Origin of the sequence: Streptomyces sp. NPDC048436, assembly GCF_043200355.1 — a bacterium.
Lineage (GTDB): Bacteria > Actinomycetota > Actinomycetes > Streptomycetales > Streptomycetaceae > Streptomyces.
In genome coordinates, this window is sequence record NZ_JBICXP010000005.1 from 425,229 (window position 1) to 437,952 (window position 12,724).

Sequence of the window (12,724 nt, forward strand, 5' to 3'; positions counted from 1 at the left end):
ATTTTTGGGTTGGGGGCGCGGTTGGGGGGCGCCGGGGGCCGCCCCCCCCCGGCCCGCGGGGGGGGGGGGGGCCCCCCCCCCCCCCCGCCCCCATCTCCGTACGAGAATGCGTGCGCCAGTGCCTACGGCGTCAGCGTCTCGCCCAAGTGGGCCGCCTCCGGAGTGCCCAGCTGCGTACGCCCGTAGTACACGGCGCCCGACGTCGAGACGCCGGAAGCGCCGCTGTCCAGCTGGAGGATCGTGCCGTTGCCCGCGTCCTCGCCGTCCACGCCGATGGCGAGGTCGGCGCGGCCGAAGCCCGACAGGTCCGCGAGCGCGACCGAGGAGCCGAGGCGGTCGGCGGACTCCGTGGAGCCGCTGATGCCCGTGGTGTCCTGGGAGAACGCCTGGGCGCCGGTGCCGGTCAGGCCCGAGGACGAGCCCTTCAGGAGCAGCGAGGTGCCCGCGTCCTTCTTGGCCGCGCCGTCCCGCGTGATGTCCTCGTTCGGGGCGCCCGTGAGGACGTCCGCGTAACCGTCCAGGTCGAAGTCGCCCGCCGAGACGGACCAGCCCATCGCGTCGCCCGACTCGGCGGCGCCCGGGACGCCGCTCGTGTCCTGGTGGACCGTCTTCATGCCGGTCGTCGTGAAGCCCGTCGACGTGCCGGGGACCACGGTCACCTGGCCGCCCGCGAAGGCCCCGGACTCGGCCGTGTACGGCTGGCCGATGACCAGGTCGTCGTAGCCGTTGCCGTTCACGTCGCCCACGGCGAGCGAACGGCCGCCCTTGACGCTCAGCGAACCGACCCTGCTCAGGCCCGACTTGGTGCCCTTGAACCACTGGACCTTGCCGAGTCCGGCCTGGTCGCGGTAGTTGAGGGCCACGTCCGCGTAGCCGTCACGGTTGAAGTCGCCGGATGCGGCGTCGGCGTACGAGATGGCCGTGTCGCCAGACGTCAGGGTGCCGCCCACCTCGTTGCCCGCCTTGAAGCGCGCCGCCCAGGTGCCGCCGGTGCCGGTGGACGCCGCGAAGACGTCCGCCTTGCCGTCCGCGTTGAAGTCGCCGACCGCCACCGCGGAGCCGAACTTGGCGCCGGGGTAGTGGAAGTCGTCCGCGAGCTGCATGTCCGTGCCCGAGGTGAAGTCCGGGCCGTAGAGCATCGTGACGGCGCCACGGTCCTTGTTCGTCGCGTCGTCCTCGCCGGGGGCGCCGATCACCAGGTCCGCGTATCCGTCGCCGTTGATGTCGCCCCAGGCCGTGGCCGCGGCCCAGTTGTCGCCCGCTTCCGAGGCGCCGGGGACGCCGGGGCTCGACTGGGTCAGGGTCTTCTTCGTCGCGCTCACCGGGCCGTCGAGGCCACCGGGGAGGACCGTCAGCGCCCCTACGCCACCCGATGCCTTGGGCGTGCCCGCCACCAGGTCCGTGATGCCGTCACGGTTGAAGTCGGCGGTCGGGAGCGCGGAGTTGCGGCCCGCGCTCGCCGCGTACCGGCGGATCTCGGGGAGCTTGGCGTACAGGTTCTTGCCGGGGCAGGCGGTCGCGAAGCCGTCGCGGTGGCCCGAGACCGTGTTGAGCGACGGGGTGTCGCCCTTCTTCCAGACGCCGGTGTCGTCGGCCGCGGTCAGCGTGACCTTGCCGGTGGGGTCGCCTTCGTACTGGCCGAGTTTCCAGGCCGCGACGCGCGCGACCGACTCCAGGGCGGCGCGGGTCGGCTTGCCCGCGGGCTTGTTCGTGGCCGGGTCGCCCTCGAAGTCGCCGAGGACCGCGATGCCCGCGGACTCGCCGTTGAAGCCGTACGTGTGCGCGCCGCGCACCGGCAGGTCGGTGCCGCCGCCGCGGCCCTCGAAGACCTGGCCGCACTTGTCCACGAGGAAGTTGTAGCCGAGGTCGTTCCAGCCCTCGGTCTCCACGTGGTACGTCATGATGCCGCGGACCAGGGACGCCGACTGGGCGCAGCTGTAGTCGTTCGTGCCGACCGTGTGGTGGACGAAGACCGCCTTGACCTTCTCGATGTACTCCGGCGGGTCCTCGACGAGGGACTCGTCAGCGCCCCAGCCGGCCCGGCTGATCATGGGCGGCTTGGTGACGGTGGACGGCGGAGCCGCCGGAACCGTGGGCTCCGGGTCGGCGGTGGGAGAGCCCGAAGGGGCGGGGGACGTGGGTGGCTCGGAGCCGGTGTCCGTGGGGGCGGGGGCCTCTGTCGGCGCCTCCGATGGTGAGGGTGACGCCGGGGTGCTCGGCTCCGGCTCGCCTGGAGTCGGCGGCACCGTCTCGTCCTCGGCGAACGCCACGGGCGCCATCGCCGAACCGTCGAGCGCCGGGTTCTTCGCCTCCTTGGAGGTCACGCCCGGGTCCACGAGGTTGACCTCAAGTCCCTTGGGCAGCTCGGCACTCGCCGTGCCGTCCGCCGCGACCACGCGGACCTCGACGCCGTCAGACGGGCCCACCCACAGCGGCTCGGAGGCGGCGCGCATGCCCGCTTCCACCTTCTCCGGCAGGTGCAGCTCCAGGTCCAGGTTCTGCCAGCCGGTCCACTTGTCGCTCTCGATGGAGCGCGTACGCACCTGCGCCGTGCCGTCGAGTTCCTTCGTGACGCCGGTCCACGAGACGCCGAGCAGCGAGAACTGCTCGGTCGACGTGCGCGGCAGCTCCCGCTGCTCGGCGCCGTCGGCCTTGAGCGCTATGTCGTGCACGCTCACCGGGCGCTTGTCCCGGGAGGCGTCGTCCGTCGGTACGGCGGACGTGGTGTCCGCCATCGCGTACGTGACGGCCCCCGCGCCCCCCAGTACGACGGCGCCGATCGTCAGCCACGCCCTGCGCTTGAGACTCAGCGGCCTGTACGCATGCGCGTTACGCGCTGATTCGCGCGGTTTACGCGGGCTCAAATGCCCCACCCCTTAGCCGAATTACCGGTTGACCAAAACGAGTTCGTACGACTACCCGACGCACCAAAGGGTTGTACAGGCGCGGGCGGAATGTCGCGTGACGTATGCCGCACTTTTTAGGTGTGACACCTGGGGAGAGCGGTGCGCTGGACCACGTGACAGGTGTGAGCGAGGGGCATGGGTGGGGGCTGTGGTTTCAGTGGTTTCAGTGCGTTCGGTGGGTTCGGTGGCCTCTGTGGTCGGCAAGAGACGCCGGTGGATACGGGGCGTCGCCTGCTGTCTCGTGATGGGGGCGCTGGCGTCCTGCGGTACGCAGGGGAAGGTGTACGAGGGGCTGGTCCAGCGGACGCCGGCGACACCGGTGAAGCCCGCCGCCGAGGAGCGGGGCGATCGGCTCTCCCGGGAGGCCATGGAGTTGCTCCAGGACGCCGAATCGGTGCGTATCGGGGTCGAGATGACCTCGCCCAAGGGGCACCAGGAGATCTCCGTGCACATGGACCGGCGGAGCAACTGCACGGGAACCTTCGACGCCGGGCCCATGAAGAAGGGCGACCTGGTCATGGTCAGCGGCGGGGAGGTCTACTTCCGCTTCTCGGAGGACTCGCTCGACGCGATCCGCGACGCCGCCGTGGCGCGGGGCCCGCAGGTCGCGGCCAGGGCCAGGGAGCGGACGGCACTCGCGCGCGGCAAGTACATGAAGGTGCCCAAGGAGAACGGGCGCCCGGCCGCGGGCACGGAGGCCCTGACGAAGATGTGCGACCTCGACGCGATGCTCAAGCAGTTGGCCGCCGACTCGGGTCCGGAAGCGGGCATAGGCGGTGACGCGCGGGCCCTTCCCGAGAGGCGGTGGCACGGGCAGCGGGTCACGCCGCTCGCCGCGACGGACGGCGGTCAGGAGATGACGGCCTACCTGGCGGCGGGGGACAAGCCGTATCTCGTCGGCATGACGCAGCAGCGGGGCGACGAGCTCATGGAGATGCGGATGTCCGACTACGACAAGCCGGTCACCGCGCGCGCCCCCGACCCGGCCCTGGTTCTCGACCTCGTGGCGCTCGGGATGTGGACCGGGGGCGGCTCGCTGTTCGAGGTCTGAGGGCCTGTGACATTTCTGTGCGGCCCGGCGCTGCTCAGCGTGGGGGCACGGACACGGTGAGCTGTGCCACGCGTGTACGGATGGGAAAGCGTGGGCCGAGGAGGGGAACCCCGTCGCGCGGGAGCGCGGGACGAGGAGCTGGGCGCGGCGGTCGAGCGGGCGCAGGAGGGCGACGAGGCTGCCTTCGCGGTCGCCTACCGCCTGGTGCAGCCCGGGCTCGTCGGCTATCTGCGGGGCCTGGTCGGCCACGACGGTGAGACCGCCGAGGACATCGCGGCCGAGGCCTGGCTGGAGATCGCCCGGGATCTGGGGCGGTTCCGGGGGGACGGGGCGGGCTTCCGCGGCTGGACGGCGACGATCGCGCGGCACCGGGCGCTGGATCATCTGCGGCGCCAGAAGGTGAGGCCGCGGCCGTCCGCGTTCGACCAGGACATGCTGGAGATTCCGGGGCCGCTCAGTACGTCCGCGCAGGCGCTGGAGACGATCTCCACGGAGGCCGCGCTCGACCTGATCGCCGGGTTGCCGCGGGATCAGGCGGAGGCGGTGCTGTTGCGGGTGGTGGTGGGCCTTGACGCCCCTGCCGCGGCGCGGGTCCTGGGCAAGAGGCCCGGGGCGGTGCGGATGGCGGCGTATCGGGGGCTCAGGCGGTTGGCGCGGCAGCTGGGGGCGCCGGGATGAGGGGCCCGGGGGCGGGTTCCTCCTTGCCTCTGGCGGAGATCCTTGCGGAGGCGGTGCGGGGCGGTGGGGTCGACCCTGAGGCCCAGCGGAGGGCGCTAGCGGCGTTCCGCTCTGCGCGGGGGGCGAGGCTGGATCCTCCGCCGACGCGTCCTGCCGATGACTGGCGCCCGGGGGGTGGGTGAGGGGGCCTACGTCGCTTTTCAACCGCGGGCGCGTCGTGGCTGGCCGCGCAGTTCCCCGCGCCCCTGAGGGGCGGCACACGTCGTTGTTTCACCGCGGGCGCGTCGTGGCTGATCGCGCAGTTCCCCGCGCCCCTTTAGGGGCGGCTCGCGTCGTCTTTTGCCTGCACGGTGCGTCGTGGTTGCGCGCGCAGTTCCCCGCGCCCCTGACGGGGCGCCCCCGAAGGGGCGCGAGGAGCTGCGCGATCAGCCACAACGCACCGTCAGCGAAGTCACAAGCGAGGAAGCACCCCCCAGGGGCGCGGGGAACTGCGCGGCCAGCCACAACGTGCCCGCAGGAAGAAAGAAGAGCCGAAGCCTCGGAGAGTGGAGCCAGGCCCCGGGGGACGACACCGGCTGGGCCCCGCCAAGGTGAGCGGCCGGGGTCGCCACCCCCCACAGGAGAGACCCCGGCCGTCACACGGCACGGACCGCGGACGGCCCGTACTCCCTTCAGCGCCGTGGGTGCGTTTTCTGTCACACCGCGTTCTGTCACCCGCTAGTTGCGCGTTGTACCAAACATGGACGTGGGCCCACTTCAGCCCGTACCGTGCTCACTCGCGCCAGGGTGCGGGGGCAGGACCGCAGCCGGTGTAGGCGCATAGGGAGAAGTTGTGCTGGGGGACGACGCGGAACTGACCGCCGCGGTGCTTGCGGCGCAGGACGGGGACGAGGCCGCGTTCCGGACTGTGTACCGCGCCGTGCACCCGCGGCTGCTCGGCTACGTACGCACGCTGGTCGCGGACCCGGACGCGGAGGACGTCACGTCCGAGGCCTGGCTGCAGATAGCCCGGGACCTCGACCGGTTCAGCGGCGACGCGGACCGTTTCCGCGGCTGGGCCGCACGCATAGCGCGCAACCGCGCACTCGACCACATACGCATGCGGGGCCGCCGCCCGGCGATAGGCGGCGACGAGAGCGAGCTGACCGGAAAGCCGGGCGACGCGGACACCGCGGACGAGGCGATGGAGGCCCTGGCCACCGGTGACGCCCTCGCCCTGATAGCCCAGCTCCCGCAGGACCAGGCGGAAGCGGTCGTCCTGCGTGTCGTCGTCGGACTCGACGCCAAGAGCGCCGCCCAGACCCTCGGCAAGCGCCCCGGCGCGGTCCGCACCGCCGCGCACCGCGGCCTGAAACGGCTCGCGGAACTGCTCGGCGCGGAGGGCCCGCCGAGCGAGGGAGCGCTGGACGCCGTTCCGCCCCAGAGGGAGCCGCGCGGGCGCGCGGTGACCCCCGCCGGTGTGACGGATTCTCGTGTCCGGGCGCAGAAGGACATGTGATGGCCGACGAGGACTACAGATGGCTGGACCGCGACGCGGCGGAGCGTTTGCTGAGCGGTGAGCCCATCGACGGCACGGACCATCACGCGCGTGAACAGGCCGCGCAGTTGGCGAAGGCCCTGGCCGCGCTGACCGCGGACGACCGCGCCGGCTCCGTCGTACCCGACGATATTTCGGCTGAACTCCCTGGTGAGGCGGCCGCCCTCGCGGCGTTCCGGGAGGCCCGTGGCCCTGCCGCACGGCCCGCTTCTACGCGCGTGGGAGCGGGCGAAACGGTACGCATCGGGCGCAAGGCCGAGCCCGCCCGCCCCGCCCGCTGGGCCCGCCCCATGCGCTACGGCCTCGCCGCGGTGCTCGCGGGCTGCATGATCGGCGGCGTCGCCGTCGCGGCAAGCACCGGCGTGCTGCCCTCGCCGTTCGGCGACCGGGACAGGCCGGGCCCCGCGGTATCCGCATCGCCCGTCACCTCACCCGAGCCCCTCGCGTCCCCCTCCGGCGGCGGAAGCGACGCCCCGGAGGTGGAGCCCGACGACGTGACCACCACCCCGGAGGAGTCCTCGCGCGAGCCGGGCGGCAGCGCGCCGCCGCAGGGCACCGAGGGCTCCGGTTCCACGTCCAGGGACACCGCGGGCGGCAGCACCAAGCAGCCCGGCTCCGGCAGTTCGGGGCGCGAGGACGAGGCCAAGAACTGGTACCGCAAGGTGGTCTCCGCCTGCCGCGACTACCGCAGCGGAGACCTCCAGGGCGACAAGAGGCGCCGCCTGGAAGAGGCCGCCAAGGGACCGCAGCGGGTGACCGAGTTCTGCGGTCGCGTCCTGGACGGATCGGGCAGTGACCGCGAGCACACCGGCGGCGGCGACGGCGGCACCGGTGGCAGTGGCGGCAGCGACGACGGCGGCAAGGGCGACGACAAGGGCGACGACAAGGGCGACGACGGCGGCAACGACCACGAAGGCAACGGCGGCGCCGACCCCGCCCCGCCGGTCGGCTACCCCACGGTCCCGCAGACGGCACCCGCCCCCACGGCCACGGCCTCGTACAGCGCCCGGCCCGTGCTGCCCGGCAACGGCTCCTGACCTCTGCCGATACCTCTCCTGACCTGCCCGAACGCACCGCCCGCCCCGGGTGTGACGTTTTTCGGAGCAGTGACGCAGTAAGAAGTGAGCCGACTGGTCATCGGCCCGCGCACGAGCCGGGGGTTCCCCCCGTACCTTCGGCTCCGTGCCACCAGCGTGGGCGGGAGACGTTCCCCCGATCCCGCCCACGCTGATTAATCACTTGTAGACCACTACCTTGTCGCCGTTCCTCACCTGCGCGAACAGGCTCGCGATCTTCTTCTTGTCCCGTACGTTCACACAGCCGTGCGAGGCTCCGTTGTAGCCGGTCGCCGCGAAGTCGGACGAGTAGTGCACCGCCTGACCGCCACTGAAGAACATCGCGTACGGCATGGCGGTGTGGAACAGCGTCGAGACGTGGTGCCGGGACTTCCAGTACACGGTGAACGTGCCGTCGCGCGTCGGCGTGTACTGCGAGCCGAAGCGCACGTCCATCGTCGAGACGGTGTGGCCGTCGATCATCCAGGTCAGCGTGCGGCTTTCCTTGCTGATGCACAGGACGCGGCCCGTCATACAGCGCTTGTCGGGCTTCGACGCGGGGATGCCGCCCCCGGAGTAGAGCTCGTACTTCGTCGGCTCGCGCGTCATGCCGACCAGCTTCTGCCAGGTCACGGTGTCCGTCGTGCCCGTACGTGGCAGCCCGCGCTTGCCCTGGAACCCCTTGACCGCGTTGACTGTGGCGGAGCCGTACGAACCTGTGGGATCCGCGAAGAACCAGCTGATCTGCCGCAGCCTGGCCTGCAACTCCCGCACCTCGCCGCCGCTCCGGCCCTGGGCGATCAGGGTCTTGGGGGCGGGCGCCGGCGTCGCGGGCGCCGGCGTTGCAGGCGAGGGCTTCTCCGGCTTCCCGGACCCCGTGTCGGCGCCCGGCGTCGTCTTCGTATCCGTCTTCGTGGGAGAGATCCGCACCGGTCGCGTCTTCCCGTCCGCGTCGGTGGCCTGTGCCTTGCATCCGCCGACCAGGACGACCGCGACCACGGCCCCCACGGCTATCGCACCCTTGTGCACAACGACCCCCGCCATCGCTCGACACACCCACCGGGAATGTTCCCCGTGAGTGACCACCCTTGAACGTTGCCGCATGCTGGTGGGTAACCGCTAGTACCCAGTACCGGCCGAAGGATCACTGGCAGGAGGCGCAGAGCGATGACGCGTGAGTCGGAGTCCGGATTTCCCTTCGAGCCCGTGTACGGGCCCCATGACCTGGAGGGATGGGATCCCGCGACGCGCCTCGGCGACCCCGGCGGCTATCCCTACACGCGCGGCGTCTACCCCTCGATGTATACCGGCCGTCCCTGGACGATGCGCCAGTACGCGGGCTTCGGCACCGCCGTCGAGTCCAACGCCCGCTACAAGCAGCTGATCGCCCACGGCACGGCGGGCCTCTCGGTCGCCTTCGACCTGCCCACCCAGATGGGCCACGACAGCGACGCGCCCCTCGCGCACGGCGAGGTCGGCAAGGTGGGGGTCGCCATCGACTCCGTCGACGACATGCGGGTGCTGTTCGGCGGCATCCCGCTGGACAAGGTCTCGACGTCGATGACGATCAACGCGCCCGCCGCCCTGCTGCTCCTGATGTACCAACTGGTCGGCGAGGAACAGGGAGTTGACGCCGGTGAACTGACCGGCACGATCCAGAACGACGTACTGAAGGAGTACATCGCGCGCGGCACGTACATCTTCCCGCCCAAGCCGTCGCTGCGTCTGATCGCGGACATCTTCAAGTACTGCCGGGCCGAGATGCCGAAGTGGAACACCATCTCCATCTCCGGCTATCACATGGCCGAGGCGGGTGCGACGCCCGCGCAGGAGATCGCCTTCACCCTGGCGGACGGCATCGAGTACGTCCGTACGGCGGTCGCGGCCGGCATGGACGTGGACGACTTCGGGCCGCGTCTGTCCTTCTTCTTCGTGGCGCGTACGACGTTCCTGGAGGAAGTCGCCAAGTTCCGTGCCGCGCGCAGGATTTGGGCCCGTGTGATGCGGGAGGAGTTCGGCGCGCGGAACCCGAAGTCGCTGATGCTGCGCTTCCACACGCAGACGGCCGGGGTGCAGCTGACCGCCCAGCAGCCCGAGGTGAACCTGGTCCGGGTCGCGGTCCAGGGCCTTGGCGCGGTCCTTGGCGGCACCCAGTCCCTGCACACGAACTCCTTCGACGAGGCGATCGCGCTGCCCACCGACAAGTCCGCGCGCCTCGCGCTGCGCACGCAGCAGGTCCTCGCGTACGAGACGGACGTGACGGCCACGGTCGACCCGTTCGCCGGGTCGTACGTCATCGAGAAGATGACGGACGACATCGAGACGGCGATTCTCGAACTCATGGAGCGCGTCGAGGACTTGGGCGGCGCCGTGGCCGCCATCGAGAACGGCTTCCAGAAGAACGAGATCGAGCGCAGCGCCTACCGCATCGCCCAGGAGACCGACTCCGGCGAACGCGTCGTGGTCGGCGTCAACCGCTTCAAGATCGACGCGGAGGAGCCTTACGAGCCGCTCCGCGTCGACCCCGCCATCGAGGCCCAGCAGGCGGCCCGGCTCGCGAAGCTGCGGTCGGAGCGCGACCGGGCGGCGGTGGACGCGGCGCTCACCGCGCTCCGTGCGGCGGCGAAGGGGGACGCCAACGTCCTCTACCCGATGAAGGACGCGCTGCGGGCGCGGGCGACGGTCGGCGAAGTGTGCGACGCGTTGCGGGAGGTGTGGGGGGCGTATGTGCCGTCGGACGTGTTCTGAGCCCCGCGCCAGGCAGCCCGGCCGCCCCGTGCTCACCCGCGCCAGGCCGCCCGGCCGCCCGCGCTCACTCGTGCCAGGCCGCCCCGCCCACGTTGTGGATCATGCGCTGTAGGACCTTGAGGGTCTGGATGTACTCCTCCTCCGTGACGCCCTCGTGGATCTGCGCGCGGAGCTTGTGCTGCCGTGCGCTGATCTCGGCCTGGAGCGCGCGGCCCGCGTCCGTGACGCGAAGGCGGCCACCGGCGTCCTCCGCGAGCAGGCGGCGCTCCCGCAGGGCGTTGATGTCGTGGTTCAGCGGGCCGTCGCCGACACCGAGGTAGCCGCGCAGGGTGGCGAGCACGGCCGCGCGGTCACGGCCCTCGTCCCCGGCCACGAGCTGGCTCAGGATCCACCACTGGGGCTGGGTGACGCCGAGCTCGGCGAGCGTGGTGCGGATGTGGTGGACGACGGCCGAGCCCGCGGCCGATGCCCAGTATCCGATGGGCTGGTCGGGGAGGTCTTCGTCGCTGTGGGAGTACGTGAAAGTGTCCATGCCCGAAAACGTAGGACCTCAAGTCGAGTTGAGGTCAACGCAGTTCGAGGGTGAGCCTGAAGTAGTCCGTCAGGCCCGTCACCGTCGCGTCCACCCCCGCCCAGCCGATGTACCCGTCAGGGCGGACGAGGAAGACGCCATCGCCGTAGGGAGCGTAGGAGTCGATGTGGTGTACGTGCACCAAGTCCGCGTCCAGCGGTGGGAGTTCGGGCGGCGCGCCCACTGTCAGGAGCGTGAAGTGCGGGCCCCTGAACGCGTCGAAGAGCTTTCCCGTGCCGCACGGCCCGTCCGGCGCGCGGTCGCCCGCCCGCAGTGCGTCGTCCGGGAGGCCGGTGCGGGTCTCCACCGCCAGCGAGCTGTCGCGGTAGCCGAGGCCCAGCTGGCTCGTGGCGCCGCCGCGCCGTTCCTCGCCCCGGTGGATGCGGGTGGACAGGCCGAGCATCTGGGCGGCGACGGGCAGCCGCTCGGCCTCGTAGGTGTCGAGGAGGGCCGCGGGAGCGCCGCCGCGCAGCACCGCGCCCAGCTTCCAGCCCAGGTTGTAAGCGTCCTGCACGCTGGTGTTCAGGCCCTGCCCGCCTGCCGGTGAGTGCACGTGCGCCGCGTCCCCGGCCAGGAACACGCGCCCCTCGCGGAACCGGTCCGCGATCGCCGCGCGCGGCCTGAAGTCGGAGGCCCAGCGCACCTCGGTCACCTCGTCGGCGGTGAGATGCGTACGGGCGGCGACGACCTTGCGTACGCCTTCGAGTGAGGTGTCGGGTTCGGTCCCGTCCGTGAACTGCGCCGTCAGCTGGAAGTCCGGCGTACCCGGCAGCGGGCAGATCGCCAGATAGCCTCCGCCGTCCTCGGTGGGCGGGAACATGTGCCAGTTGTCGCGGTCAAGGGTGGGGATGCGGACGTCGGCGACCAGGACCGGGTGCGGGTCCACGGTCTCGCCCGTCATGCCGATGCCGAGCGCCGCGCGCACGGCGGAACGGCCCCCGTCGGCCGCCACGGCGTAGGCGGCGCGGACGGTGCGGCCGTCCGCGAGGTGGGCGGTGACGCCCTCCTCGTCCTGCGCGAGGCCGGTCAGCGCGGCGCCGAACTCGATGTCACGGCCGCCGAGTTCGAGCAGGCGGGCGTACAGGATCTCCTGCGTGCGCCACTGCGGGAGCATCAGTGGCCGGTCGTACGGAGAGTCCTCCGTCGGCTCCTTCACGTCGAACATCCGGTGCTCGCCCTGCTGCTCGCCGTCCTGCCAGACCATGCCGACCGGGTAAGGGCCGCCCGCCGCCTCGGCCGCGTCGATGATCCCGAGGTCGTCGAAGACCTCCTGGGTGCGGGGCTGGATTCCCTTGCCGCGTGAGCCGGGGAAGAGGGCTTCGGCCCGCTCCACGACCAGGGCGGGCACCCCGCGCCGGGCGAGGTCGCAGGCGAGGGTCAGGCCGGTGGGCCCGGCGCCCACGATGAGTACGTCGGTCACGGCAGCCATGACGGATCCGTCCTTAACGCTGTTAAGTTCCATGGTGGGAAGCCTGCGCTTAACGGTGTTAAATTGTCAAGGTGGCTACGACACCCCTGGACCGCACCCGCGTGGCGCGCACCGCCCTGAAGCTCCTGAACGAGACGGGCCTCGACGGGCTCTCCCTGCGCGCCATCGCCAAGGAGCTGGACGTCAAGGCGCCCGCTCTGTACTGGCATTTCAAGGACAAGCAGGCGCTGCTCGACGAGATGGCGACGGAGATGCTGCGCCGCATGACCGAGGAGCTGACGGCCGGCGCGGTGCCGGGCGGCGACTGGTCGGCGGCACTGACCGCCGCCATGCGCGGCCTGCGGCGCCATCTGCTGATGTACCGCGACGGCGCGAAGGTCTACAGCGGCACGCGCTTCACCGACATGTCGTACGCCGCCCCCATGGAGGCCCATCTGCGCACGCTCACCGAAGGGGGCTTCACGCCGCACGGCGCGGCCCGCGCCTGGCTCACGGCGTACAGCTACACGATCGGATACGTGATCGAGGAGCAGTCCATGGGCCCGGACCCCGCGAAGGAGGAGGGCGGTTACGACCTGGAGGCCCGCGCGCGGCGCCTGGCCGCGTATCCGCTCGCGGCGGCGGCAGGCGAGGAGATGTTCCGGGACTACGACGCGGGGTTCGAGAAGGGCCTCACGGCGGTGGTCGCCGGGATCGGGGCGACGATGCCGGCCACGCCGGGCGCCTGATCCTGCGCCTAGTCTTGCCCC

The 12,724-nt window shown here is 71.6% G+C and carries 10 protein-coding genes; 6 read left to right on the top strand and 4 right to left on the bottom strand.

From position 1 onward, the window contains the following. Positions 1-122: 122 nt before the first annotated feature. Positions 123-2,873, bottom strand: coding sequence for an FG-GAP-like repeat-containing protein (locus tag ACGFX9_RS20480; protein WP_393473490.1), 2,751 nt, complete (start codon positions 2,871-2,873; stop codon positions 123-125). Positions 2,874-3,099: 226 nt separating this feature from the next. Between ACGFX9_RS20480 and ACGFX9_RS20485 the strand changes: the two genes are divergently transcribed. The 4 genes from ACGFX9_RS20485 to ACGFX9_RS20500 all read left to right on the top strand — a co-directional run bounded on the left by ACGFX9_RS20485 (position 3,100) and on the right by ACGFX9_RS20500 (position 7,209). Next, the gene (locus ACGFX9_RS20485) at positions 3,100-3,957 is read left to right on the top strand and encodes a hypothetical protein (RefSeq protein WP_393473493.1); all 858 of its coding nucleotides are present in this window, start codon (positions 3,100-3,102) and stop codon (positions 3,955-3,957) included. Between the two features lie 90 nt (positions 3,958-4,047). Continuing rightward, positions 4,048-4,635 (top strand): RNA polymerase sigma factor, encoded by a 588-nt coding sequence (locus ACGFX9_RS20490; RefSeq protein ID WP_393473496.1) that lies wholly within the window; start codon positions 4,048-4,050, stop codon positions 4,633-4,635. Between the two features lie 832 nt (positions 4,636-5,467). Further along, positions 5,468-6,133 carry an RNA polymerase sigma factor gene (locus tag ACGFX9_RS20495; protein WP_393473499.1) on the top strand — a complete coding sequence of 222 codons (666 nt, stop codon included), beginning with the start codon at positions 5,468-5,470 and terminating at the stop codon, positions 6,131-6,133. After that, positions 6,133-7,209 (top strand): hypothetical protein, encoded by a 1,077-nt coding sequence (locus ACGFX9_RS20500; protein WP_393473502.1) that lies wholly within the window; start codon positions 6,133-6,135, stop codon positions 7,207-7,209. Before ACGFX9_RS20495 ends, ACGFX9_RS20500 begins: the two co-directional genes overlap by 1 nt. Before the next feature lie 198 nt (positions 7,210-7,407). Here the strand turns inward: ACGFX9_RS20500 and ACGFX9_RS20505 are convergent, their stop codons facing one another. Continuing rightward, positions 7,408-8,271: a L,D-transpeptidase family protein gene (locus ACGFX9_RS20505; RefSeq protein WP_393473504.1), complete on the bottom strand. Its 864-nt coding sequence runs from the start codon at positions 8,269-8,271 to the stop codon at positions 7,408-7,410. Between the two features lie 123 nt (positions 8,272-8,394). On the opposite strand from ACGFX9_RS20505, the gene ACGFX9_RS20510 reads away from it, so the two are divergent. Further along, on the top strand, positions 8,395-9,975 hold the full coding sequence (locus ACGFX9_RS20510; RefSeq protein WP_393473507.1) for a methylmalonyl-CoA mutase: 1,581 nt from the start codon (positions 8,395-8,397) through the stop codon (positions 9,973-9,975). A gap of 64 nt (positions 9,976-10,039) precedes the next feature. Here the strand turns inward: ACGFX9_RS20510 and ACGFX9_RS20515 are convergent, their stop codons facing one another. Both ACGFX9_RS20515 and ACGFX9_RS20520 read right to left on the bottom strand, forming a co-directional pair. Continuing rightward, positions 10,040-10,507 (bottom strand): MarR family winged helix-turn-helix transcriptional regulator, encoded by a 468-nt coding sequence (locus tag ACGFX9_RS20515; RefSeq protein WP_393473510.1) that lies wholly within the window; start codon positions 10,505-10,507, stop codon positions 10,040-10,042. A gap of 34 nt (positions 10,508-10,541) precedes the next feature. Further along, the gene (locus ACGFX9_RS20520; RefSeq protein ID WP_393473513.1) at positions 10,542-12,008 is read right to left on the bottom strand and encodes an FAD-dependent oxidoreductase; all 1,467 of its coding nucleotides are present in this window, start codon (positions 12,006-12,008) and stop codon (positions 10,542-10,544) included. 29 nt (positions 12,009-12,037) lie between these two features. Here ACGFX9_RS20520 and ACGFX9_RS20525 point away from each other — a divergent pair, with 29 nt between their 5' ends. Continuing rightward, positions 12,038-12,703 carry a TetR/AcrR family transcriptional regulator C-terminal domain-containing protein gene (locus ACGFX9_RS20525; RefSeq protein WP_393474005.1) on the top strand — a complete coding sequence of 222 codons (666 nt, stop codon included), beginning with the start codon at positions 12,038-12,040 and terminating at the stop codon, positions 12,701-12,703. The last annotated feature ends 21 nt before the right edge of the window (positions 12,704-12,724 follow it).

Coding starts and splice junctions, on each gene's coding strand:
- ACGFX9_RS20500 (WP_393473502.1), top strand. CDS start 6,133: ATGGCCGACGAGGACTACAGATGGCTGGACCGCGACGCGGCGGAGCGT.
- ACGFX9_RS20505 (WP_393473504.1), bottom strand. CDS start 8,271: ATGGCGGGGGTCGTTGTGCACAAGGGTGCGATAGCCGTGGGGGCCGTG.
- ACGFX9_RS20510 (WP_393473507.1), top strand. CDS start 8,395: ATGACGCGTGAGTCGGAGTCCGGATTTCCCTTCGAGCCCGTGTACGGG.
- ACGFX9_RS20515 (WP_393473510.1), bottom strand. CDS start 10,507: ATGGACACTTTCACGTACTCCCACAGCGACGAAGACCTCCCCGACCAG.
- ACGFX9_RS20520 (WP_393473513.1), bottom strand. CDS start 12,008: ATGGAACTTAACAGCGTTAAGGACGGATCCGTCATGGCTGCCGTGACC.